The sequence below is a fragment of the Streptomyces sp. NPDC031479 genome, from assembly GCF_055581065.1.
Genome location: NZ_JBVIKC010000011.1, coordinates 116,180 through 140,300 on the forward strand (window position 1 = coordinate 116,180; position 24,121 = coordinate 140,300).

21 protein-coding genes are annotated in these 24,121 nt (G+C 73.5%); 17 read left to right on the forward strand and 4 right to left on the reverse strand.

Annotation, left to right across the window (positions count from 1 at the left end; translation table 11 throughout):
- Nucleotides 1-18: 18 nt before the first annotated feature.
- From ACZ5D2_RS15090 to ACZ5D2_RS15100, 3 genes are all read right to left on the reverse strand, one after another.
- Nucleotides 19-858, reverse strand: coding sequence for a GNAT family N-acetyltransferase (locus tag ACZ5D2_RS15090; protein ID WP_468929421.1), 840 nt, complete (start codon nucleotides 856-858; stop codon nucleotides 19-21).
- Between the two features lie 272 nt (nucleotides 859-1,130).
- The gene (locus tag ACZ5D2_RS15095; RefSeq protein ID WP_371676193.1) at nucleotides 1,131-1,931 is read right to left on the reverse strand and encodes a PaaX family transcriptional regulator; all 801 of its coding nucleotides are present in this window, start codon (nucleotides 1,929-1,931) and stop codon (nucleotides 1,131-1,133) included.
- A 4-nt stretch (nucleotides 1,932-1,935) separates the two neighbouring features.
- The gene (locus tag ACZ5D2_RS15100) at nucleotides 1,936-3,555 is read right to left on the reverse strand and encodes an AMP-binding protein (protein WP_468929424.1); all 1,620 of its coding nucleotides are present in this window, start codon (nucleotides 3,553-3,555) and stop codon (nucleotides 1,936-1,938) included.
- Nucleotides 3,556-3,698: 143 nt separating this feature from the next.
- Between ACZ5D2_RS15100 and ACZ5D2_RS15105 the strand changes: the two genes are divergently transcribed.
- On the forward strand, nucleotides 3,699-4,823 hold the full coding sequence (locus ACZ5D2_RS15105; RefSeq protein ID WP_371676191.1) for an acyl-CoA dehydrogenase family protein: 1,125 nt from the start codon (nucleotides 3,699-3,701) through the stop codon (nucleotides 4,821-4,823).
- The gene (locus tag ACZ5D2_RS15110; protein ID WP_371676190.1) at nucleotides 4,820-5,218 is read left to right on the forward strand and encodes a RidA family protein; all 399 of its coding nucleotides are present in this window, start codon (nucleotides 4,820-4,822) and stop codon (nucleotides 5,216-5,218) included. Before ACZ5D2_RS15105 ends, ACZ5D2_RS15110 begins: the two co-directional genes overlap by 4 nt.
- Nucleotides 5,219-5,297: 79 nt before the next feature.
- Here ACZ5D2_RS15110 and ACZ5D2_RS15115 read toward each other — a convergent pair whose 3' ends face one another.
- Entirely contained in the window at nucleotides 5,298-6,677 is a 1,380-nt protein-coding gene (locus tag ACZ5D2_RS15115; RefSeq protein ID WP_371676189.1) for an aminopeptidase P family protein, read from the reverse strand.
- A 172-nt stretch (nucleotides 6,678-6,849) separates the two neighbouring features.
- Here ACZ5D2_RS15115 and ACZ5D2_RS15120 point away from each other — a divergent pair, with 172 nt between their 5' ends.
- From ACZ5D2_RS15120 to ACZ5D2_RS15190, 15 genes are all read left to right on the forward strand, one after another.
- Nucleotides 6,850-9,273, forward strand: coding sequence for a collagenase (locus ACZ5D2_RS15120; protein WP_468929429.1), 2,424 nt, complete (start codon nucleotides 6,850-6,852; stop codon nucleotides 9,271-9,273).
- Between the two features lie 103 nt (nucleotides 9,274-9,376).
- Entirely contained in the window at nucleotides 9,377-10,576 is a 1,200-nt protein-coding gene (locus ACZ5D2_RS15125) for an NAD(P)/FAD-dependent oxidoreductase (RefSeq protein WP_468929432.1), read from the forward strand.
- 183 nt (nucleotides 10,577-10,759) lie between these two features.
- Entirely contained in the window at nucleotides 10,760-11,071 is a 312-nt protein-coding gene (locus tag ACZ5D2_RS15130; protein WP_266843208.1) for a (2Fe-2S)-binding protein, read from the forward strand.
- The gene (locus ACZ5D2_RS15135) at nucleotides 11,052-12,503 is read left to right on the forward strand and encodes an FAD/NAD(P)-dependent oxidoreductase (RefSeq protein ID WP_468929435.1); all 1,452 of its coding nucleotides are present in this window, start codon (nucleotides 11,052-11,054) and stop codon (nucleotides 12,501-12,503) included. Before ACZ5D2_RS15130 ends, ACZ5D2_RS15135 begins: the two co-directional genes overlap by 20 nt.
- Before the next feature lie 75 nt (nucleotides 12,504-12,578).
- A complete protein-coding gene (locus ACZ5D2_RS15140; protein WP_371676185.1) occupies nucleotides 12,579-13,505 on the forward strand; it encodes a dihydrodipicolinate synthase family protein in 927 nt (308 codons plus the stop codon).
- 43 nt (nucleotides 13,506-13,548) lie between these two features.
- On the forward strand, nucleotides 13,549-14,553 hold the full coding sequence (locus ACZ5D2_RS15145; protein ID WP_371676184.1) for a proline racemase family protein: 1,005 nt from the start codon (nucleotides 13,549-13,551) through the stop codon (nucleotides 14,551-14,553).
- Complete coding sequence (locus tag ACZ5D2_RS15150; RefSeq protein WP_468929440.1) at nucleotides 14,550-15,569, forward strand: proline racemase family protein; 1,020 nt, start codon at nucleotides 14,550-14,552, stop codon at nucleotides 15,567-15,569. Before ACZ5D2_RS15145 ends, ACZ5D2_RS15150 begins: the two co-directional genes overlap by 4 nt.
- The gene (locus ACZ5D2_RS15155; protein WP_468929442.1) at nucleotides 15,566-16,546 is read left to right on the forward strand and encodes an ornithine cyclodeaminase family protein; all 981 of its coding nucleotides are present in this window, start codon (nucleotides 15,566-15,568) and stop codon (nucleotides 16,544-16,546) included. The genes ACZ5D2_RS15150 and ACZ5D2_RS15155 overlap by 4 nt, the downstream gene beginning before the upstream one ends.
- A gap of 56 nt (nucleotides 16,547-16,602) precedes the next feature.
- Nucleotides 16,603-17,313 (forward strand): GntR family transcriptional regulator, encoded by a 711-nt coding sequence (locus tag ACZ5D2_RS15160; protein WP_037688398.1) that lies wholly within the window; start codon nucleotides 16,603-16,605, stop codon nucleotides 17,311-17,313.
- Between the two features lie 154 nt (nucleotides 17,314-17,467).
- Nucleotides 17,468-18,205 (forward strand): scabin-related ADP-ribosyltransferase, encoded by a 738-nt coding sequence (locus ACZ5D2_RS15165; RefSeq protein WP_371676181.1) that lies wholly within the window; start codon nucleotides 17,468-17,470, stop codon nucleotides 18,203-18,205.
- A gap of 188 nt (nucleotides 18,206-18,393) precedes the next feature.
- Entirely contained in the window at nucleotides 18,394-20,139 is a 1,746-nt protein-coding gene (locus ACZ5D2_RS15170; RefSeq protein WP_371676180.1) for an ABC transporter substrate-binding protein, read from the forward strand.
- A 23-nt stretch (nucleotides 20,140-20,162) separates the two neighbouring features.
- Nucleotides 20,163-21,131, forward strand: a complete 969-nt coding sequence (locus ACZ5D2_RS15175) for an ABC transporter permease (RefSeq protein WP_371676179.1) — start codon at nucleotides 20,163-20,165, stop codon at nucleotides 21,129-21,131.
- Complete coding sequence (locus ACZ5D2_RS15180; protein WP_371676178.1) at nucleotides 21,128-22,114, forward strand: ABC transporter permease; 987 nt, start codon at nucleotides 21,128-21,130, stop codon at nucleotides 22,112-22,114. Before ACZ5D2_RS15175 ends, ACZ5D2_RS15180 begins: the two co-directional genes overlap by 4 nt.
- Complete coding sequence (locus ACZ5D2_RS15185) at nucleotides 22,114-23,118, forward strand: ABC transporter ATP-binding protein (RefSeq protein ID WP_371676177.1); 1,005 nt, start codon at nucleotides 22,114-22,116, stop codon at nucleotides 23,116-23,118. Before ACZ5D2_RS15180 ends, ACZ5D2_RS15185 begins: the two co-directional genes overlap by 1 nt.
- Nucleotides 23,115-24,110: an ABC transporter ATP-binding protein gene (locus tag ACZ5D2_RS15190; RefSeq protein WP_371676176.1), complete on the forward strand. Its 996-nt coding sequence runs from the start codon at nucleotides 23,115-23,117 to the stop codon at nucleotides 24,108-24,110. The genes ACZ5D2_RS15185 and ACZ5D2_RS15190 overlap by 4 nt, the downstream gene beginning before the upstream one ends.
- Nucleotides 24,111-24,121: the final 11 nt, after the last annotated feature.

Here is a 24,121-nt window from a genome sequence, read left to right on the forward strand (position 1 = left end):
GGCGGTGGGACGGGGAGTTCAGAGCGCCTCCAGGAGGACGCGGTCCTCGACCGGGACGTAGCCGGCGCGCTGGTAGATGCCGTTGCTGGTGGGGTTGGCCAGGTCGGTGAAGAGCAGGACCTCGCGGGCGCCGGCCGCGTGGGCGGCTCCGCTCGCCGCGTGGGTGACACCGGCTGCGTAGCCGCGGCCCCGGACGGCGGGCGGGGTGTAGACGGGGCCGACGCGGGAGGCGCCGGCGATGGGGCGGGAGAACGCCGCCAGGGACACCGGGCTGCCGTCGTGCTCCCAGAGCAGGGCGCCGCCGTAGGAGAGCCGCTCGCGCAGGGCGGCCTCCGAGGCGCGGCCGGGCTGGTCCGTCTCCCGATAGAACTCCTCGACCCAGGCCAGCAGGAGGGGCAGGTCCGCCTCGGCCGCGAGCCGGGGCCGTCCGGCCGGGGCGGGGTCCGGGGCCGTCAGGGTGCCGAGGCGGTACAGCCGGAGCTCCTCCACGATCCGGGCGGGCCTCTCCCAGGAGGCGGCGAGCGCAAGGGCGTCCGGCCGGCGGGCGTTGATCCCGCTGACCTCGGCGAGCAGCGGGTCGGCCGTGAGCGCCGGGCCGAGCGCCCGGACGGCTTCCGGCGGCAGGGTGCCGAGCAGCAGCGGGAACGGCGGCGTGCGCAGCAGGGCGCCCGCGACGGTTCCGTCGGCGCCGGTCCACCAGCCGAAGACGGGCTCGGCGTCGCCGTGGGCGTGGAGGCCGCGCCGCTGCAGGGAGTCGGTGACGGTGAGCAGGCTGGTGTTGACCACCGGCCGAGCCGCCAACGCGGGGCGTGCGGCGCTCAGATAGGCCGCCAGATCATTGCTGAAGGTCCATGTCATGGCTCATCGTGACGGGCGCCCGGAGCCGTGCGCACCCGAATTTCCGGGGTGCTCGCGGGGAGGTCGGGGGCGCTCCCCCACGTGGGGGAGAGGGCTCCCCCACGTGGGGGAAGCGGCGGTGCCGGGCCGCTGGGATCTTGGGAATGCGGCCGGAGCACAGGCCGCTCCGACGGCCCCGCCGGGGCCCGGCAGGAGGAGGCGCCATGAAGAACCCCGTCCCGCGCGCGAAGCCGTACCGCCGCCCCGTGCCGGAGGCCCGCCGCAGCCGGTCGCTACGTCCGTACGAAGCGGGCGCCCGCGTCCCGCAGCCGGGTGTGCAGCTCGGTGAAGACCGCCGCCGCCCGGTCGCCCGGCCAGTCCGCGGGGAGCAGCTCGCGGGGCAGTCCGGGATCCGCGTAGGGCAGCCGCCGCCAGGAGTCCAGGGCGGCGAGGTAGGTCCGGTACGCGGCCTCCGGCGTGGGCTCGGGGCCCGACTGGAGGGCGCGCAGCGCCGGCTCGTGCAGATCGAGGAACTCCTCGTGCTGCTTGGCCAGCGCCGCCAGGTCCCACCAGCGGGCCACCGCCTCGGCGGTGGGCGCGAAGCCGAGGTGGGAGCCGCGGAAGAGCTCGACGTAGGCCGTCAGGTGCAGCCGCTCCAGTGTGTGCCCGGTCTCGCGGGCCAGCTGGGCCGGGGCGATCCACACGCCCGGGGCCACCGCCCCGAAGCCGAGCCGGGCGAGGCGGGAGCGCAGCAGGTGCCGCTTGTTGCGCTCCTGCTCCGGGACGGAGAAGACCGCGACGAGCCATTCCTCCGACACCTGAGGGGGGCCGTAGATCCGCCGGTCCCCGTCTTCCAGCAGCAGCCGGGCCTCCTCGGAGAGGTCGTAGGCGGCGGCGCCGTCGGCGGTCTTGGCGGGCACCAGGAAGCCGCGCCGCTTCAGCCGGGACACCGAGGAGCGGACGGAGGGCGCGTCGACGCCGGCCGCGCCCAGCAGGCGGACCAGCGCGGACACCGGGACGGGTCCCTCGAAGGTCCGCCCGTAGGCGCCGTAGAACGTGACGATCAGAGATCGCGGAGTGTGCTGCTCGACCACGGGTTCACTCTAGATCGCGCAGCCGGAAGCGCTGAAGTTTCCCGGTCGCCGTCCTTGGCAGTGCCGGAAGGAAGACGAAGGAGCGCGGGCACTTGTGCGGGGCCAGCTCGGAGCGCATGTGGGTGCGCAGGACGTCCTCGGTCAGCACCGATCCGTCGCGCGGGACGATGTGGGCGACCACGATCTGGCCCCTGCGCTCGTCGGGCAGCCCGACCACCGCCGCCTCCACGATGTCGGGGTGGCGCAGCAGGGCCTCCTCCACCTCCGGGCCCGCGATGTTGTATCCGGACGAGATGATCATGTCGTCGGCGCGGGCGACGTAGCGGAAGTAGCCGTCGGCATCGCGGACGTAGGTGTCACCGGTCAGGTTCCAGCCGTCGCGGACGTACTCCCGCTGGCGGGGGTCGGCCAGATAGCGGCAGCCGACGGGCCCGCGTACGGCCAGGAGCCCGGGTTCGCCGTCCGCCACGGGCCGGCCCGCGGGGTCCACCACCCGGGCCTCCCAGCCGGGCACCACCCGGCCCGTGGCGCCGGGGCGGGTGTCCTCGTCGGCCGCGGAGATGAAGATGTGCAGCAGTTCGGTGGCGCCGATGCCGTTGATGATCCGCAGTCCGGTGCGCTCGTACCAGGCCTGCCAGGTGGCGGCGGGCAGGTTTTCGCCGGCCGAGACGCAGCGGCGCAGCGCGGACAGGTCGTAGGCGCCCGTGTCGTAGGGGCCCAGGGTGTCCAGCATCGACCGGTAGGCGGTGGGAGCGGTGAACAGGACCGTGACCCGGTGCTCGGCGAGCGCGGGGAGCAGGGCGCGGGGCGCGGCCTGTTCCAGCAGCAGCGCGCATGCCCCCGCGCGCAGGGGGAAGACGACCAGTCCGCCGAGTCCGAAGGTGAACCCGAGCGGGGGACTGCCGGCGAACACGTCGTCGGGGCGGGGCCGCAGCAGATGGCGGGAGAAGGTGTCGGCGATGGCGAGGAGGTCGCGGTGGAAGTGCATGCAGCCCTTGGGGCGGCCGGTGGTGCCGGAGGTGAAGGCGATCAGCGCCACGTCGTCGGCAGAGGTCTCGACGGCGGGATAGGGCTCCCGGTGGGTCTCGGCCAGCCGCAGCAGGTCGTCGGGGGCCTCCCCGCCGTAGGCGGCGATCCGCAGGCCGGGCACCTCGGCCTTGACCAGGTCGTCCAGGACGTCGGCGTGACAGACGGCGTGGCCGACCCGGGCCATGGAGCACACCGTCGCCAGCTCCTGGGCCCGCTGCTGGGCCAGCACGGTGACGGCCACTGCGCCCGCCTTCATCACGGCCAGCCAGCAGGCGGCGAGCCACGGCCCGGTGGGGCCGCGCAGCAGCACCCGGTTGCCGGGGACCACGCCGAGGTCGCTGGTCAGGGCGTGGGCGAGCGAGTCGACGCGCCGGCGCAGCTCCCCGTACGACCACACTTCGCCCGAGCCCGAGCGGAAGGCGGGGCGGTCGGGGCCGAACCGGGCGACGGTGGCGTCGAGCAGTTCGGCACCGCAGTTCAACCGGTCCGGATAGGCCAGTTCGGGCAGCTCGAAGAGGAGCTCCGGCCAGGCGTCGGCGGGCGGCAGGTGTTCGCGCGCGAAGGTGTCGGTATGAGCGGAAGGCTTGAGCTCCAAGGCGGGTTCGCCCCCTTGCGACGTCCGGACGGGGTGGAGCCGGCCGTGCGGTGCCTCTCCCCGTTGACCCCGGGAAGCTGCCTCTAGAGCGTATCGTGATGGTGACGACAGTCAAGAGGACGCGATAGGACTGGGGCATTCGGATGGCCGGATTCGCGCTCGGGGTGGATGAAGAGGAATGGTGCGGGCAGTTGCGCGCCCTGTCGGCGGGGCGGTTGCGGGCGCTCGCCGAGAAGGGTGAGCCCGGCCGGGTGAACCGGCCGCTGCTGGCGGCGCTCGGTGAGCTGGGCCTGCTGGACAAGGTGTTCGACTCCGGCGCGCTGGAGCTGTGCCTGCTGCGGGAATCGCTCGCCTACGGCTGCACCGAGGCGGAGACGGCCCTGGCCCTCCAGGGCCTGGGGGCGCACCCGGTGCTGAGGTCGGGCAGCGCGGAGCAGCGCGAGCGGTGGCTGCCGGGGGTGCGGGAGGGCCGGCTGGTGGCGGCGTTCGCGCTCAGCGAGCCGGGCGCGGGATCGGACGCGGCGGCCCTGGCGCTGGAGGCCGTCCCGGACGGGGCGGGATGGCGGCTGCACGGGCAGAAGTGCTGGATCTCCAACGCCCCCGAAGCCGATTTCTACACCGTCTTCGCCCGGACGGGTGAGGCGCCGGGTTCGCGGGGGGTCACCGCGTTCCTGGTCCCGGCGGACCGGCCGGGGCTGGGCGGCGAGGCCCTCGACATGCTCTCGCCGCACCCCATCGGCTCGCTCGCCTTCGACGGCGTGCCGGTCGGCCGCGCCGACGTCCTGGGGGAGCCCGGGCACGGGTTCCGGGTGGCGATGGAGACCCTGAACCTGTTCCGGCCGAGCGTGGGCGCCTTCGCGGTCGGCATGGCGCGGGCGGCCCTGGACGCGACGCTCGCCCACACGGCCGGCCGCACCGCCTTCGGCGGGGTGCTGGCGGACCTCCAGGCCGTCGCGCACCGGGTCGCGGAGATGGCCACCCGCACCGAGGCCGCCCGGCTGCTGGTGTACGCGGCGGCCGGCGCCTACGACGGGGGCTCCCCCGACGTCCCCCGGCGGGCGGCCATGGCGAAGCTCCTGGCCACGGAGACGGCCCAGTACGTCGTGGACCACGCCGTCCAGCTGCACGGGGCGGTCGCGCTGCGCCGCGGCCATCTGCTGGAGCACCTCTACCGGGAGGTGCGGGCGCCCAGGATCTACGAGGGCGCGAGCGAGGTGCAGCGCACCCTCATCGCGAAGGAGCTCTACCGGAAGGCGTCGACGGGATGAGCCTGGAGCGGATCAACCCCGAGGAGCTGTCCCCGGCGACCGGCTTCTCGCACGCCGTCACCGCCACCGGGGGCCGGCTGGTGTTCCTGGCCGGCCAGACCGCGCTGGACGGCTCCGGCGAGGTCGTGGGGGCGACCCTGCCGGAGCAGTTCGAGCGGGCCCTCGCCAACCTGCTGACGGCCCTCGCGGCGGCCGGCGGCACCCCGGCGGACCTGGCGCGGGTGACGGTGTACGCGGTGGACGTGGCGGCCTACCGCGACCACGCCGCCGAGCTGGGCCGGATCTGGCGCCGGCTGGCGGGGCGCGAGTACCCCGCGATGGCGGTGGTCGGCGTGGTCCGCCTCTGGGACACGCGGGCCCAGCTCGAACTGGACGGCTTCGCGGTCCTCCCCTAGCCGCCCGCCCCGCCCCCCGCCGCCCCAACCCCCCCGGCCCCGTGCCGCAAGGGCCGGGGGGCGGGGTGCGGGCGCGGCGTCAGGAGCCCGCGGAGTCCAGGAGGGTGCCCATCCACTCCTCCACGCCCGCGACCGTCCGCGGCAGGGCCCCCGACATGAGCCGCGCCCCGTCGGCGGTGATGACCAGGTCGTCCTCGATGCGCACGCTCACCCCGCGCAGCTCGGCCGGCAGCGTCTCGTCGTCCGGCTGGAGGTAGAGGCCGGGCTCGACGGTCAGCACCTGGCCCTCCTCCAGGACGCCCTCCAGGTACGTTTCGGCCCGCGCCTTCGCGCAGTCGTGGACGTCCAGCCCCAGCATGTGCCCGCTGCTGCACAGCGAGTACCGCCGGTGCAGGTCACCCTCGGCGTTCTTCAGCACGCCCCACTCCGCGAGCCCCTCCGCGATGACCTTCATGCCGGCCCGGTGGAAGTCCCCGAACCTCGCCCCCGGCCGCAGCGCCGCGATGCCCGCCTCCTGTGCGGCCAGCACCAGTTCGTAGACCTGCCGCTGGACGGGGGAGAAGCGCCCGGACAGCGGGAGGGTGCGGGTGATGTCGGCCGTGTAGAGGGTGTCGGTCTCCACGCCCGCGTCCAGGAGGAGCAGTTCGTCCCGGTTGAGCCGGCCGTCGTTGTGGATCCAGTGCAGGATGCCCGCATGGGCTCCCGAGGCCGCGATCGTGCTGTAGCCGGTCCCGTTGCCCTCCGCCCGGGCGCGCAGTCCGAACACCCCCTCGATCCAGCGCTCCCCGCGCGGGTGCGCGAACGCCTGCGGCAGGGCCCGTACGACGTCCTCGAAGCCGGCCGCCGTGTGGTCCACGGCCAGCTGCAGCTGGTCGATCTCCCATGCGTCCTTGACCAGCCGCAACTCGGAGAGCGCGGCGGCCAGTTCGCCGTCCGTGGCGGCGTTGCGGGCCGGCGGCTCCCCCAGGGTGTCCAGGTGCGCGCAGCGGATGCCGGTCAGCCGCTCGGCCTCCGCGAGGTCCGGGCGGCGCCCCACCCAGAACTCGCCGTAGCGGCGGTCGCGGAAGAACTCCTCGTTCCCGTTTGCCCGGGGCGAGCGCGGCCTCAGGTACAGCACGGCCTCGTGCCCGTTCGGGCCGGACGGCTCCAGGGCCAGGACGTGCCCGGCCTGGTCCTCGCCCGTCAGTCCGGTCAGCCAGGCGTACGCGCTGTGGGGCCGGAAACGGAAGTCGGCGTCGTTGGAGCGGACCATCAGTTCGCCGGCCGGGATGAGCAGCCGCTCGCCGGGGAAGCGCGCCGAGAGCCTGGCGCGGCGGGCCGGGGTGACGGCGTGCGAGGGGACGCGGGCGGCGGCGGGAAGCGGGGTGGCCGCCCAGTTTCCGGCCATGAACCGGGACAACTCTGCTGATACGGGCAGATCGTGGCTGCCGGTGTTGAGGCGGGCGGAGGTGTCGCTCACGGAGGCTCCCTCAAGAAGTACCGAACTGGTGGGCGCACAGGGCTTGCCAGTGCAATTTCACATTACTATGTTACAGCTCACATCGCGGCACGTTAATCCCCGTCAAACGCCGTGTGAAGCAGGGCAGTTCACGCACCATTTCCCCCACCTCCATCCCCACCAGGAGCTCTCGGTGTCCCAGCACAGAGTTGTGCGTACGTCCCTCCTCTCCGCCGCCGTGGCGGTCACCCTCCTCGCCACCGCCGGCCAGGCCGTGACCCAGGCCGCGGAGCGGGGCACCCCCCTCGCCGCGACCGGTGCCTCCGCACCCGCCGCCTTCACCTCGGGAGCCCCGGGCGCCACCGGCACCACGACGCCGAACCCCTTCGACGAGGTCGACCACCGGGCCGACGCCCAGGAGCTCGTCCCGGCGCCCGCCCCCGCCCCCGGCGGCAAGTCCGTCACCGACGGCAGGGTGCCCGGCGCCGCCCCGGCCGTCTCGGCCCCGGGCTCCTCCGCGTCCGCCGAGCGCGCGGAGAAGAGCCGCAAGGCGGCCTCCGCCCAGGCCGCACCCACCGCGCGCAGCGTCGCCGCGGGCGTCCCCTGCACCCTTGACGGGATCACCGGCCTCTCGCCGGACCGGTTCGCCGACTTCCTCGCCGACCCGGCCGTCACCGCCGACGGCTGCCTGCGCAACCTCATCTGGACCTGGGACGCGCGCCTGGCGCCGGTCATGTCCGACGCGCACGTCCAGGCCGTCTCCCGCCGGATATCCAGCCTGGCCGCCGCCCACGACGGCCGTAACTCCTCCCACCTGGAGGAGATGTTCACCTACCTGCACGCCGTCGTGTACCACGACTACTCGCGCTCCGAGATCGACGTCACCGACGCCCCCACCGTCGACGCGATGCGCCGGGCCATCGCCGACTTCGGTGACGCCGCCCGCACCTTCGACGTGACGGCCACCAACGCCCGCACCCTGCGCGAGGCCCTCTACGCCGGCAGCGCCCCGGGGCTGCGCCAGCACCAGCTAGGCCTCATCAAGCGGGTCCTGGCCACCATGGACCCGTCCCACCCGGCCACCAACCTCGACGCCGGCTGGGCGGGCGCCGCGCTCTCCGCGCTGTCCGTCAACTACCTGGGCGTTTACCCGGGCAACCAGGACGCCGCCTTCCACTCCGCGGTCGCGGGCGACGCCGCCTACCGCGCCACCTTCAAGGCCTTCGCCGGCTACACCCACCTCAAGGGCACGGCCAACGCCTGGGTGGTGCGCGACGCGATCAGCGAGTACGGCCGCTTCGGCCAGGTCGACGGCCTCAAGGGCCAGGTGGTCACCGACCTCGGCGCCATGCTGCAGCCGCTCAAGTCCACCTTCGGCACCGAGCCCTGGGCCAAGGCCGTCTCCTGGCTGAACCTCTACGAGGCCTGCAAGCAGTACGGGGTGTGCAAGGAGGACATCGAGAAGCAGCTCTTCCCGAACACCTACACCTACGACAACGGCGGCATCAAGGTCCGCACCGCCCTCGACCGGGCCACCGTCGACCAGCTCTACTACGCGAGCAAGCAGGTCAAGACGCAGTTCCACCGCGTCATCGGCACCGACCAGCCCCTGGCCGGCGACACGAACACCACCCTGAACATCGTGCTCTACGCCTCCCGCGCCGACTACGAGAACTACCACCCCCTCCTCACCGGCTACGGCACCAACAACGGCGGCATCTACATCGAGAACGGCGCCACCTTCTACACCTACCAGCGCCGCGTCCCGCAGGACTCCTCCCTCACCCTCGAAGAGCTCTTCCGCCACGAGTACACGCACTACCTCAACGGCCGCTTCGCCGTCCCCGGCTCCTTCGGCCAGGGCCCCTGGTACCAGGGCGACCGCACCACCGCCATGGACGAGGGCACCGCCGAGTTCTTCGACGGCGCCACCCGCGACAACGGCATCGCCGTCCGCAAGTCCCTGGTCCGGGGCATCATCAACGACACCTCCGGTGGCGGCCCCCGCATGAGCGTCCAGCAGCTGCTCAACGCCACGTACGACGGCGACGGGTTCCGCTTCTACAACTACGCGGGCACGTTCTTCGAGTTCCTGTGGACCGAGAAGCCCTCCCTGCTGCGCGAGATGTACGGCTACCTGCGCGCCAACGACGTCGCGGGCTACGACGCCTGGCGCAACCGCATGGGGTCGGACACCTACCTCCAGCGCGACTACAACACCTTCCTGGACGCGCAGATCGCCAAGGTGGACCAGCTCTACGTCCCGAACACCACCTTCACCGCCAACGACCAGCTGCGCGACTCCGCGCTCTCCTCGGTCAAGTCCGCCTTCGCGGCGGCCACGTACAACACCCCGGACTGCGTGGAGAACGGCGACCCCGGCAAGCGCCGCTTCACCTGTACCGGCCGGATCACCGCCAACCTGAAGAACTGGCGCAGCGACGACCAGAACTTCAAGGACATGTCCGAGACGGTGGACTACTTCATCCTCGACCGGGCGGGCGCGGCCTCCAACAACCTGGCCGACATGAACTGCTCCTTCGCTCCGGTGGAGATCTGGGACAGCAAGGTCGCGGGCACCTCCTCGTTCAGCTGTGAGGGTCCCCTGCGCAGCTGACGGCCACCGGGCCGGTCCCGATTCCCGCGGGGGGCGGGACCGGCCCGGGGCATCCCCTCCGGCATGCCTAGGCAGCCCCTAAAGAATGTGACATATTACTGTCGTGTCCCAGAACCACTCCCCGGACGTCGTGATCATCGGCGCCGGTGTCGTCGGCGCCGCGTGCGCGTACTACGCGAGCCGCCGCGGGCTCTCCGTGGCCGTCGTCGACCGCGGCCCCGTCGCTGGCGGCACGACCGGTGCCGGCGAGGGCAACCTGCTCGTCTCCGACAAGGAGGCCGGCCCGGAGCTCGACCTCGCGCTCCTGTCGGCCCGGCTCTGGCGGGAACTGGCGGAGGTCCTCCCGCGGGAGACCGAGTACGAGCCCAAGGGCGGCCTGGTCGTCGCCCCCGACGAGACCACCCTCAAGGAGCTCCGCACCTTCGCGGACGGCCAGCGCGCCGCGGGCGTGACCTCCACCGAGGTGGGGCCGGACGCCCTGCGCGACCTGGAGCCGCACCTGGCCCCGGGGCAGGCGGGAGGCTTCCACTACCCCCAGGACGCCCAGGTCCACCCGGCCCAGGCCGCGGCCCGCCTGCTGGCCGCGTCCGGCGCCGACCGCTACCTCGGCGAGGAGGTCACCGAAGTGCTCCTGCGGGGCGGCCGAGCCGTCGGCGTCCGCACGCCCCGCCGCACCCTCCTTGCACCGGCGGTGCTCAACGCGGCGGGCACCTGGGGCGGCCACATCGCCTCCCTCGCGGGAACCACCCTGCCGGTCATGCCGCGCCGCGGCTTCGTCCTGGTCACCGAACCCCTGCCCCGGGTGGTCCGCCACAAGGTCTACGCCGCCGACTACATCGCCGACGTCGCCAGCGACTCCGCGGCCCTGCAGTCCTCGGCGGTGGTGGAGGGCACCCCGTCGGGCCCCGTCCTGATCGGCGCGACCCGCGAACGGGTCGGCTTCGACCGGACCCTGTCCACCGAGGCCCTGCGCCGGCTCGCCCGCCAGGCGGCGGCGCTCTTCCCGGTCCTGGCGGACACCCGCGTCCTGCGCACCTACCACGGCTTCCGCCCCTACCTCCCCGACCACCTTCCGGCGATCGGCCCCGACCCCCGCGTACCGGGCCTCTTCCACGCCTGCGGCCACGAGGGCGCCGGCATCGGCCTGGCCCCGGCCACGGGCGCCCTCATCGCCGCCTCCCTCACCGGAACCGACCCCGCCCTGGACCCGACGCCGTTCCGCCCGGACCGCTTCGATGCCCCGGACCCGGATTCCGAGGGCGACCCGGGCCGGGGGCGGGACGGGGCGCCGTCCGGGACGTAGAGCGTGATGTGGTGGCGCGAGGTACCGGTGCGCCGGCGCAGCCCCGGACGGGGCGCCACGAACCACGCGGTCCCGGACGGCACCCAGCCCCGGCCCACCCCACCCAGCGCAGACCCCGCCAACCCCCGACCCCGCCACCCCCGACCCCGCCCCACAAGGCAAGACCCCGAGGAGACCCCGCTGATGCGCAGCCCCCGCTCGCTGGTAGGCGGCACCCCGGCGGCCACGTACCCGGTCACCTTCGACGGCCGTGAACTGACCGCCCAGGAAGGCCAGAGCATCGCCGCCGTCCTCTGGAACGCCGGGATCCTCGCCTGGCGCACCACCCGCGAAGGCGGCTCCCCGCGCGGGGCGTTCTGCGGCATCGGTGCCTGCTACGACTGCCTCGTCACCGTCAACGGCCGCCCGAACCAACGGGCCTGCCTCGTCCCGGCCCGCCCCGGAGACTCCGTCACCACCCAGGAGGGCACCGGACATGCCGACCTCGCCGTCTGACCGGGCCGCCCACGCCGCGGTCCCCGCGCCCCCGGCCGATCTCGCCGTCGTGGGCGCCGGCCCCGCCGGACTCGCCGCCGCCGTCACCGCGGCCCGGCTCGGCCTGCGCGTCACCCTCCTCGACGCGGGGGAGCGCCCCGGCGGCCAGTTCTACCGCCACCCGGCCCCCGGCCTCGGAGCCCTCCGCCCCCAGGCCCTGCACCACGACTGGCGGGCCTTCACCGCGCGCGAAGCCGCCCTGCGCGCCCACGTGGCGGCGGGCCGGATCGCCCACCACCCCTTCCACCACGTCTGGACGGTGGTCCCGGACGGCGCCGACGGCTGGACCCTGCACGCCGTCGCCGGCCCCGAGGAGCGGCCGGCCGCCTTCGGCGCCCGCGCCGTCCTGCTCGCCACCGGCGCCTACGAGCGGCAACTGCCGTTCCCCGGCTGGAACCTGCCCGGGGTCGTCGGCGCGGGCGGGGCGCAGGCCATGCTCAAGGGCGGCCTCGTGCTGCCCGGCAGCCGCGTCGTCGTCGCCGGGAGCGGCCCGCTGCTGCTCGCGGTGGCCGGCTCCCTCGCCGCCGCCGGGGCCGCCGTGCCCGCCGTCGTCGAGGCGGCCTCGTACACGGCGTACGCCCCGCAGGCCCGCGCCCTGCTGCGCAACCCGGCCAAGCTCGCCGAAGGCGCCGTGTACGGGGGCGCCCTGGCGCGCCACGGCATCCGCCTGCTGACCCGGCACGCGGTGACCGAGGCGCACGGCCGGGGCCGGGTGGAGGCCGTCACGGTCGCCCGCCTCGACCGGGACTGGCGCCCGCTGCCCGGCACCGCCCGCAGGATCCCCTGCGACGCCCTGGCCGTGGGCCACGGGCTGGTGCCCCAGCTGGAACTGGCCACCGCCCTCGGCTGCGACACCCTCCTGGCCCCCGACGGTACGGTCGCCCTGGACCTGGACGCGGCGCAGCGCACCTCGGTGCCCGGCATCTGGTCGGCCGGCGAGACCGGCGGCATCGGCGGTGCCCAGCTGGCCCTGACCGAGGGGGAGATCGCCGCGCACGCGATCGCGGGGGCGCCCGTCGCGCCCTCCCTCACCCGGACCCGGGCCAGGCTGCGGGCCTTCGCCGGGGCGATGGCCGCCGCCCACCGTCCCGGCGCGGGATGGACGGACTGGCTGCCCGACGCGGCCACCGTCTGCCGCTGCGAGGAGGTCCCGGCGGGCGGGATCCGCGAGGCCGTCGCCGAGCTCGGCGCGCGGGACGCCCGTACCGTCAAACTGCTCACCCGGGCCGGGATGGGCTGGTGCCAGGGGCGGATGTGCGGTCCGGCCGTCGCCGCGCTGGCCGGGGAGGACCCCGCGCCCGACCGGCGTCCGCTGTCCTGCCCCGTTCCGCTGCGCCACCTGGCCGCGCTGCCCGCGCCGCCCGACACCGAACTTCCCCCCTCCGCCCGCTGATCGGGCACTCCTGGCCCTTGTGGCCACCTCATACCCACTAGTAAAATGTCACACACCACACTAGGGAGTCTGCTCATGAACCACGCGCCCACCCCCGCGCCCCGTCCCGACACCCGCACGCGCCCCTGGCACGGCATCATGGTCGCCACCGCCCTCCCGCTGCGCGAGGACCTGAGCGTCGACTTCGACGCCTACGGTGAGCACGTGGCCTGGCTGATCGCCGAGGGCTGCGACGGCGTCGTGCCCAACGGCTCCCTCGGCGAGTACCAGACCCTCACCGACGAGGAGCGGGCCCGCGTCGTGCGCACCGCCGTCGAGGCCGCCGGTGACGGCGCCCGCGTCATGCCCGGCGTCGCCGCGTACGGCAGCGCCGAGGCCCGCCGCTGGGCGGAGCAGGCCGCCGAGGCCGGCGCGGGATCCGTCCTGCTCCTGCCGCCCAACGCCTTCCGCGCCGACGAGGCCACCGTCCGCGCCCACTACGCGGAGGTCGCCGGCGCCGGGCTGCCCGTCGTCGCGTACAACAACCCCATCGACACCAAGGTGGACCTGACGCCGGCACTGCTCGCCCGCCTGCACGGCGACGGCAGCATCGTCGCCGTCAAGGAGTTCAGCGGGGACGTCCGCCGCGGCTACGAGATCGCCGAGCTCGCCCCGGGCCTCGACCTGCTCATCGGCGCCGACGACGTCCTGCTCGAACTCGCCCTCGCGGGCGCCGTCGGCTGGATCGCCGGGTACCCCAACGCCCTGCCGCGCTCCTGCGCCACCCTCTACCAGGCCGCCGTCGCAGGAGACCTCGCCACGGCCCTGCCGCTCTACAAGTCCCTGCACTCGCTGCTGCGCTGGGACTCCAAGACCGAGTTCGTCCAGGCCATCAAGCTCTCCATGGACCTGGCCGGCCGTCCCGGCGGGGCCACCCGGCCGCCCCGCTTCCCGCTCTCGGGCGAGATCGAGGCCTCGGTGCGCGCCGCGACCGAGAAGGCTCTCGCCGAAGGCCTGAACTAGCGTCAACCAGGCCCCGAACCGGGCCCCGACCAGAGGGAAACCCATGCGCACGCGCCACATCTACCACGCGGTGGACTCGCACACCGAGGGCATGCCCACCCGGGTGATCACCGGGGGAGTCGGGGTGATCCCGGGCTCCACCATGGCCGAGAAGCGGCTCCACTTCATGGAGCACACGGACCACGTCCGCACCCTGCTCATGTACGAGCCGCGCGGCCACGCGGCGATGAGCGGCGCCATCCTCCAGCCGCCCACCCGGCCCGACGCCGATTTCGGCGTGCTCTACATCGAGGTGTCGGGCCTGCTGCCGATGTGCGGGCACGGCACGATCGGGGTGGCCACCGTCCTGGTCGAGACCGGCATGGTCCCGGTCGTCGAGCCGGTCACCACGGTCCGGCTCGACACCCCGGCCGGTCTGGTCAGCGTGGACGTACGGGTCGAGGACGGCGCGGCCACCGCCGTCACCCTCACCAACGTCCCGGCCTTCAGCGTCGGTCTCGACCTGAAGGCCGAGGTCCCCGGCTACGGCACGGTCACCTACGACCTCGCCTACGGGGGCAACTTCTACGCCTTCGTCGAGCTGGACGCCCTCGGCCTCCCCTTCGACCGCTCCCGCAAGGAGGACCTGATCGCCGCGGGCCTGGCGATCATGGACGCGATCAACGGCGGTCCGGACCGGCCCGTCCACCCCGAGGACCCGGCGATCGCCGGCGTCAAGCACGTCTACCTCGCCGCCCCCGGCTCGGACGCCCGCCGCTCCCGGCACGCCATGGCCATCCACCCGGGCTGGTTCGACCGCTCGCCCTGCGGTACGGGGACCAGCGCGCGCATGGCCCAGTTGCACGCCCGCGGCCTGCTCGAACTCGACACCGACTTCGTCAACGAGTCCTTCATCGGGACCGAGTTCACCGGCCGCCTCACGGGGCGGACCACCGTCGGCGGCCTCCCGGCCGTGGTCCCCACCGTCACCGGCCGGGCCTGGATCACGGGCACCGCCCAGTACTTCCTCGACCCGACCGACCCCTTCCCCGGAGGGTTCCTGCTGTGATCAGCGTCCGCACCACCGACTACCACACGGCGGGGGAGCCCTTCCGGATCGTCGACCTCGCGGCGGGCGACATCGCGCCCGCCCCCGGGGACACCGTCGCCGAGCGCTGCGCCACGGTCATCGGCCCCGGGGGTTCCGGGACCGCGCCGAGGCGGAGCGCGCTGGACGACGTACGGCGCCTGCTCGTGCAGGAGCCGCGCGGGCACGCCGGGATGTACGGCGGGTTCGTGGTCCCCCCGGACGACGACGGGGCGCACTTCGGGGTGCTGTTCTGGCACAAGGACGGCTACTCCACCGCGTGCGGCCACGGCACCATGGCGCTCGGCGTCTGGGCGGTGGAGACCGGGCGGGTCCCGGTGCCGCACGACGGGGACGTCCAGGTGCGGATCGACGTCCCCTCGGGTCGGGTCGGGGCCACCGTCCACCGCGACGGGGGCCGCACCACGGGAGTCACCTTCCGCAACGTCCCCGCCCGGGTGGGCGCCCGGAAGGTCCCGGTGGCCACCACGCTGGGCCTCGCCGAGGTGGACATCGCGCACGCCGGGGCCTGTTACGCCTCCGTCGCCGCCCGGGACCTCGGCCTGGACGTGTCGCGCGCCGCGCTGCCCGACCTGGTGCGCGCCGGGCAGGAGATCCGGGCCGCACTGGCCACCCATCCCGCCACCTGGCACCCGGGCGGGCCGCTGCTGTCCGGGGTGTACGGGGTGGTCCTCTACGAGGAGCTGCCCGACACCCCCTTCGGGCCGTACCAGCGCAACGTCACCGTCTTCGCGGACGGGCAGATCGACCGCTCCCCCTGCGGTTCCGGCACCTCGGCCCGGCTCGCCCTGCTCGCGGAGGACGGGCGGCTCGGGCCGGGGGAGGACCTGCTGCACGAGTCGGTGGTGGGCACGGTGTTCACCGGCCGGATGCTGGAGGGCGGGGTCACGGAGGTCACCGGCACGGCCTACCGCACCGGCGAGCACACCTTCACCGTCGATCCGCACGACGCCCTCGGCACGGGGTTCCTGCTGTGACGGCCCACCCGGTGCCCGCCCACCCGGTGCCCGCGCTGCCGCAGTACGACGCCGGGCGGATCGCGGGTCTGCTCACCCCCGCCGGGGCGGCCGACGCCCTCGCCGAGGCCCTGCGCGCCGGGCTCGATCCGGAGGGCTGCCCGCAGCGCAGCTCCCTGCCCGCGCCGGGCGGCGAACTGCTGCTGATGCCCGCCGCGTCGGCGGAGTACGCGGGGGTGAAGATCGCCGGGGTGGCCCCGGGCAACCCGGAGCGCGGCCTGCCCCGGATCACCGGAAGCTACCTGCTCCTCGACGGGGCGACCCTGTGTCCGGTGGCCCTGTTCGACGGCGCGGCCCTGACGGCCCTGCGCACCCCGGCGGTCTCCGCGCTGGCGCTGCGCCACCTGGCCCCGGCCGGGCCGGCGGGGCGGCTGGTGCTGTTCGGCTCCGGGCCCCAGGCCTACGGTCACCTCGACGCGGTGCTCGCGGAGCGGGAGCCGGCGGAGGCGGTGGTCGTCGCCCGCGACCCCGGACGGGCGGGGGCGCTCGTCGCGTACGCCCGTGGGCGGGGTGTCGCGGCGCGCACCGGCACCGCGGCGGACGTGGCCGGTGCGGACCTGGTGGTCTGCTGCACCACGGCCCGCGAGCCGCTGTTCGACGGGCGCCTGGTGGCCCCGGGCGCGCTGGTGGTGGCCGTGGGCTCGCACGAACCGGGCGCCCGCGAGACGGACACGGCCCTCGTGCGGCGCGCGGCCGTGTACGTGGAGTCACGCGCGGCGGCCCTGCGCGAGGCGGGGGACCTGCTGGTCCCGGAGGCGGAGGGGGCGATCGGGCCCGGTCATATCAGCGGAACGCTCGCCGACCTGGTCACCGGGCGGATTTCCCCGGGAGGGCGGACCGGTTGTCCACAGCTCTTCAAGAGCGTGGGCATGGCCTGGGAAGATCTCGCAGTGGCGGTCGCACTGTTCCGGGCCGCAGGGACGAGTAGCGCAACGTGACATTGTACGCTGTTCCTCTGCTCGTCGCGGTGTCGGGGGTCTCGGAGGAAAAGCACATGGGTGACCTGAAGCAGCACAGTCTCATCAAGGCCCAGGAACGGCTCCGCGACCAGGTCGGCCACGCCCTCCGAGCGGCCCTGATCGCCGGGGAACTGCGCCCCGGGAGCGTGTACTCGGCCCCCGGCCTCGCCGCCGAACTCGGCGTCTCGGCCACGCCCGTGCGCGAGGCCATGCTCGACCTGGCCCGGGAGGGCCTGGTCGAGCCGGTCCGCAACAAGGGGTTCCGGATCACCGAGGTCAGCGAGCGCGACCTCGACCAGTACACGGAACTGCGGACGATGATCGAGGTGCCGACCGTCGGGCGGATCACGAAGATCGCCACGGCCGAACAGCTGGAGGCCCTGCGCCCCATCGCCGAGGAGATCGTCACCAGCGCCCGCGAGCACAACCTCATCGGGTACCTGGAGGCCGACCGCCGCTTCCACCTCTCCCTGCTGGCCCTGGCGGGCAACGACCGCCTCGTGGAGACCGTCGGCGACCTGCGCAAGCGCTCCCGCCTGTACGGCCTGACCGGCCTGGACGAGGCGGGCAAGCTGGTCTCCTCCGCCGAGGAGCACATCGAACTCCTCGACCTGATGCTCACGGGGGACTCCGACGCGGCCGAGGCCTGCATGCAGCGCCACCTCGGTCATGTCCGTTCCCTCTGGGCGCAGGGCCGCGACGAGCCGGTCGGCCGCATCCCGGGGGGTCTCGGGTCGGGCATCTAGGGCCACCCGCGCCGCCGGTGCGGTGAGCGGGGGAGTGCGCCGGGCGGGTGGAGCTCTTGGCGCCCAAGGGTGATCGTCACGAACAGAGGTGGCTTCCGCCCGGAATCCGTCTACCAACACCAGGTCATGTGCACCGAGTGATGGGTTCCCAGCCATGCTGAAGACTGCATTCCGGCTTGCCTCCGCCACCGCCCTGGTCGCCGTGTCGCTGGCGTTCGGCTCGCCCGCCGGCGCCGCGACGGATCCGTACCCGGGTACCCCGCAGCAGATCCGTGATACCGGCCCCTGCGGCCCGACCGGCGGCTACCGCGCCTCGGAGTGGCTGCAGACCACGACGGACCCCGGGATCCGGCCGCAGGTGGACCTCGCCGCGGTGAGCGAGGCCTGGTACTGGCGGCACGACGTGAACACCCTGTGGCGGGGCGACACGCGGCCGAACCCCCAGGCGATCTTCAACAGCGGCTTCACCCCGCGGGGCTCGGACCTCACCCCGCTGGCGCAGTGGATCATCGGGGGAGCCGGGCAGCAGAACGCCGCGCACGTGAGCACCAGTTGTGAGCGGTGGGTGGCGCAGGAGTTCGCCACGGGCGGCGGGAACGACGGCTGGGTCTACGCGATCCAGGCCCCCGGCGGGATCGACGTCAACGCCACCGCCCGCCAGACGGGCCTCCAGTCGCCGTTCCTGTGGAACAAGGAGATCGACTTCCCCGGCGGCATCGAGGGCAGGTTCATCGAGGGGGCCTGCCAGTACCACTTCGTCGGCCTCGACCCGCAGACGAACGACCGGATCTACCGCAACCTCGGCTGCGTGACGAACCCCGGTTTCCGTCCGGCCACGGGCAAGCACAAGGACAAGGACAAGGGCATGGAACCGGCCGGTTCGCCGCACTGAGCCGGTCCGCGCCCCCGGGCGGTCCCCGCAGCCGGGCTGCGGGGACCGCCCGGCAGTTCCAACTCCCCTTCGGGCGGCCGGATTTGGACACGGCTGGATAACGGGGGCGCCAACCCCTTGTCAGTACAATTTCACATTACTATGTTACCGGTCACATCCTAAAGCGCGGCCCTTCACTGGAGTGACCCATGACCAAGCGCACCCAACTCGCCCTCGCCACCGCCGTGGTGGCCGCTCTCGCACTCGGTGCCTCGGGTTGCTCCGACCCCAAGAAGGGCGCGAACGCCGGTCCCTCCGCGGCCAACCCGGCCGCCGCCAACGACGGCAAGACCCTCGGTGGCACCCCCGTGAAGGGCGGCACCCTCACCGTCCTGTCCAACCAGGACTTCGCCCACCTCGACCCCGCCCGCAACTGGGTGATGCCGGCCATGGACTTCGGCACCCGCCTGCTCTACCGCACGCTCGTCACCTTCAAGGGCGAGCCCGGCAAGGGCGGCAGCGAGCTCGTCCCCGACCTCGCCACCGACCTCGGCACCCCCTCCAACGGCGGAAAGACCTGGACCTTCACCCTCAAGGAGGGCGTGAAGTACGAGGACGGCTCGCCGATCAAGGCCCAGGACATCAAGTACAACGTCGAGCGCTCCTTCGCCCCCGACCTCACCGGCGGCCCCGACTACGCCGCCCAGTACCTGGCCGGCACCGAGGGCTACAAGGGCCCCCTGGAAGGCAAGCACCTCGACTCCGTCAAGACCCCCGACGACCGCACGATCGTCTTCGAACTCAAGCGCCCCGTCGCCGAGTTCTCCCAGACCGCCACCCTGCCCACCTTCGCGCCGGTCCCGCAGTCCCAGGAGAAGGGCACCCAGTACGACGCCCGCCCGTTCTCCTCGGGCCCGTACAAGATCGAGACGTACGACCGCGACAAGAAGCTGGTCCTCGTCCGCAACGAGCACTGGGACCAGAAGACCGACTCCGTCCGCAAGGCCTACCCGGACAAGTTCGTCGTGGTCATGGGCCTCAAGGGCGGGCAGGTCGACGACCGCATCATCGCCGGCGAGGGCGCCGACGCCTCCACCGTCGAGTACTTCAACATGCGCCCCGAGAGCGCCCCGAAGGTCCTGCCCAAGCCCGAGATCAAGGCCCGCCTGCTCGCCGAGTCCCAGGGCTGTACGGTCATGCTCCACCTGAACAACTCACGCGCCCCCTTCAACGACCCCAAGGTCCGCGAGGCCATGCAGTACGCGGTCGACAAGGAGGCGATCATCACCGCCGGCGGCGGCCCCGCCCTCAACGAGGTGGCCACCGCCTACCTGCCCCCGGCCCTCTCCGGAGGCAAGCAGGCCGACACCCTCAAGATCCCGGCCTCGGGCGACCCCGCCAAGGCCAAGGAACTGCTCAAGGCCGCCGGCAAGGAGCACCTGAAGGTCTCCCTCGCCGTCTCCACCGGGGACAAGGGCAAGGCGGAGGCCATCCAGCAGGGCCTGGCCCGGGCCGGCGTCGAGGTCGTCATCGACACCGTCGACCCCGGCGCCTACTACGACGTCATCGGCGACCTCTCCACCACCCCCGACATGACCTACACCGGCTGGTGCCCCGACTACCCCTCCGGCTCCACCTGGCTCCCCTTCGTCTTCGACGGACGCACCATCAAGGACAAGGGCAACCAGGGCAACTACGCCCAGTTCCGCGACGAGGCCACCATGAAGCGGATCGACGAGATCAACGCCATGGCCGACGCCAAGCAGGCCAACCAGGCCTGGATCGACCTCGACGCCGAGATCATGAAGAAGTCCCCCTCCATCCCGGTCCTCCTGGAGCGCAAGCCGCTGCTCGTCGGCCCCAACATCGCCGGCGCCTACGGCCACCCCGTGTGGACCGGCACCATCGACTACGGGACCGTGGGCCTCAAGGACCCGTCGAAGAGCCAGGGCTGAGGACGCCGGAGCCCGAAGACACCATGACCACCACCGCATCCGGCGCCGCCCCCGAGGCGGCCCCGGCCGGAACACCGGCCGCGGACACCGCCCCGGGCAGCAGCCCCTGGCAGCTCGCCCGCCGGGAACTGCGCCGCCGCCCCGCCGTCCGCGTCAGCCTCGGCGTCGTCCTCCTCTTCGTCCTGATGGCCCTGGCCGCCCCCTGGCTGGGCGCCCTCGGCGGCTGGTCCCCGGACGAGTTCGACAAGGCCGCCATCGACCCCTACCTCGGCGGACAGCCCCTCGGCTCCTTCGGCGGGATCAGCCCCGAGCACTGGCTCGGCGTGGAACCCGTCACCGGACGCGACCTGTTCGCCCGCGTCGTGCACGGCGCCCAGGTCTCCCTCCTGATCGCCTTCGCCGCCACCGCCATCGTCGTCCTCGCGGGCACCGCCGCCGGGATCGCCGCCGGCTACTTCGGCGGCCGCACCGACGCCGTCCTGTCCCGGCTCATGGACCTCACCATGTCCTTCCCCTCGCTGATCTTCATGATCGCGATGCTGTCGGTGGCCAAGGACGTCAACCGGATCGTCCTGATGACCAGCGTCATCGGCCTCTTCGGCTGGCCCGGCGTCGCCCGCGTCGTCCGCGGCCAGACCCTCTCCCTCAAACACCGCGAGTACGTCGACGCCGCACGCGTCGGCGGCGCGAGCTCCTGGCGGATCCTGACCCGCGACATCCTCCCCGGCGTCTCGGGCCCGGTCATCGCCTACACCACCCTGCTCATCCCCGGCATGATCAGCACCGAGGCGGCCCTCAGCTACCTCGGCGTGGGCGTGCGCCCGCCCACCCCCTCCTGGGGCCAGATGATCGCCGAGTCCGTGGCCTTCTACGAGACCGACCCCATGTACTTCGTCATCCCGAGCGTCTTCCTCTTCCTCGCCGTGCTCGCCTTCACCCTCCTCGGCGACGCCCTGCGCGACATCCTCGACCCGAGGGGCGGCCGCACGTGATCCTCTACCTGGTCCGCCGCCTGCTCGCCCTCGCCGGCGTGCTCCTCGCCATCGCCGCCGTCACCTTCCTCATCTTCTACGTCCTGCCCACCGACCCCGCCGCCGCGGCCTGCGGCAAGACGTGCAGCCCCGAACGGCTCGCCGACGTGCGGCAGTACCTCGGCCTCGACAAGCCCGTCTGGAAGCAGTTCGCCGACTTCCTCACCGGCATCTTCACCGGGCGCACCCTCGGCACCGGACAGTTCGCCGTCCAGTGCGACTTCCCGTGCCTGGGCTACTCCTACGAGAACTCCCTGCCCGTCTGGGACCTCCTGATGGACCGGCTCCCCGTCTCGGCCTCCCTCGCCGTCGGCGCCGCCGTCCTGTGGCTGCTGCTCGGCCTCGGCGCCGGGGTCACCGCCGCCCTGCGCAAGGACACCGCCACCGACAAGGCACTGATGGTCGGCGCCGTCGCCGCCGCCTCCCTGCCCGTCTACTTCACCTCCGTCATGCTGATCTACGGAGTCATCCGCGTCGCCGACCTGCTCCCGTACCCCAGCTACCAGGCCCTCACCGACGACCCGCTCGCCTGGGCCTCGAACCTGCTGCTGCCCTGGACGGCCCTCGCCCTGCTCTACGCCGCCATGTACGCCCGCCAGAGCCGCGGTTCGATGATCGAGGCGATGGCCGAGCCGTACATCCGCACCGCCCGCGCCAAGGGCATGCCCGAGCGCACCGTCGTCGTCAAACACGGACTGCGCTCCGGGATGACCCCGATCCTCACCATCTTCGGCATCGACCTCGGCGGGCTCCTCGCCGGAGCCGTGATCACCGAGTCCATCTTCGGACTCCCCGGCATCGGCAGGCTGTTCTACGGGGCGCTCGTCAGCTCCGACCAGCCCGTGGTCCTCGGGGTCACCCTGCTCGCCGCCTTCTTCATCGTCGTCGCGAACCTCGTCGTCGACCTCCTGTACGCCGTCGTCGACCCGAGGGTGAGGTACTGATGACCACCGCACCGCCCCTGCTCGAAGTGCGCGACCTGCGCGTCACGTTCACCACCCCGCGCGGCACCGTCCGGGCCGTCGACTCCCTCGGCTTCACCGTCGAGGCCGGACGCACGCTGGGCATCGTCGGCGAATCAGGCTCCGGCAAGTCCGTCACCTCGCTCGCCGTCATGGGCCTGCACCGGGCCGGCGCCGAGGTCACCGGATCCGTCAGCCTCGCCGGACGGGAACTCACCGGACTCTCCGAGAAGGAGCTGTCCGCCGTGCGCGGCCGCCGGATGGCCATGATCTTCCAGGACCCGCTGTCCAGCCTGCACCCCTACTACACCGTCGGCGAGCAGATCGCCGAGCACTTCCGGGTCCACTTCCGGGCCGGGCGGGCCGCCGCCCGCAAACGGGCGGTCGACATGCTCGGCGAGGTCGGCATCCCCGAACCGGCCCGCCGCGCGGGGGAGTACCCGCACCAGTTCTCCGGCGGCATGCGCCAGCGCGCCATGATCGCCATGGCCCTGGCCTGCGAGCCCGACCTGCTGATCGCCGACGAGCCCACCACCGCCCTCGACGTCACCGTGCAGGCACAGATCCTGGAGCTGATCGCCCGCCTCCAGCAGGAGCGCGGCCTCGGCGTCGTGATGATCACCCATGACCTCGGGGTGGTCGCCCGCGTCGCCCACGAGGTGCTCGTCATGTACGGCGGCCGCGCCGCCGAACAGGCCTCCGTCGACGAACTGTTCGCCGGGCCCGCCCACCCGTACACCCGGGGCCTGCTCGACTCCCTGCCCCGCCTCGACACCCCCGACGACGCCCCCCTGCCCTCCATCCCCGGCTCCCCGCCGTCCCTGCTGGCCCCCGCCCCGGGCTGCGCCTTCGCCCCCCGCTGCACCCGGGCCGCCGCCCGCTGCACGGAGGAACGACCGCTGTTCGTCCCGTACGGGGACGGCCCGCGGCACGACGTGGCCTGCCACTTCGCGGGAGCGCGCACCCCCGAGGAGGCGGTCCGATGACCGGCACCGGCACCGAGACCCCCGAGCGTCCGCTGCTCTCCGTCCGGGACCTGACCATGACCTTCCCCGGCCGGCGCGCCCTGACCGGCCGCCGCGGCGCGCCCGTGCGGGCCGTCGACGGGATCTCCTTCGACCTGGCGGCGGGCGGGACCCTCGGCCTGGTCGGGGAATCGGGCTGCGGCAAGTCCACCACCGGCCGGATGCTGGTGCGGTTGCTGGAACCCACCTCCGGCAGCGTCACCTTCGACGGCAAGGACATCAGCCGGCTCTCCCAGGGCGCCCTGCGGCCCCTGCGCAGGAACATCCAGATGGTCTTCCAGGACCCGCACTCCTCCCTCAACCCCCGCCAGACGGTGGCCCGGATCATCTCCGACCCGCTGCTGGTGCAGGGCTGGAGCGCGGCGGACGCCCGCCGCCGGGCCGCCGAGCTGATGGAGCTGACCGGACTGATCCCGGAGCACATCGACCGCTACCCGCACGAGTTCTCCGGCGGCCAGGCCCAGCGCATCGGCATCGCCCGCTCCCTGGCCACCAACCCCCGGCTCATCGTGGCGGACGAGCCGGTCTCCGCCCTCGACGTCTCCGTCCAGGCGCAGATCGTCAACCTGATGGAACGGCTGCGGGTGGAACTGGGCCTCGCCTACGTGTTCATCGCGCACGACCTCTCGGTCGTCAAACGGGTCAGCGACCGGGTCGCCGTCATGTACCTCGGCCGGATCGTCGAGATCGGGGACAAGAAGTCCCTCTACGAGAACCCGCAGCACCCCTACACCAGGGCGCTGCTGTCGGCCGTCCCGCTGCCCGACCCGGCGGCGGAGCGGCGGCGCGAGCGGATCGTCCTGCTCGGCGACCCGCCGAGCCCGGCGGCTCCGCCCCCGGGCTGCACCTTCCACCCCAGGTGCCCCAAGGCCCAGGACATCTGCCGCACGGAGCGCCCGCTCCTGCAGATCGCCGCCTCCCGAGAGGTGGCCTGCCACTTCCCCGGTGACTGACGGGGATCCAG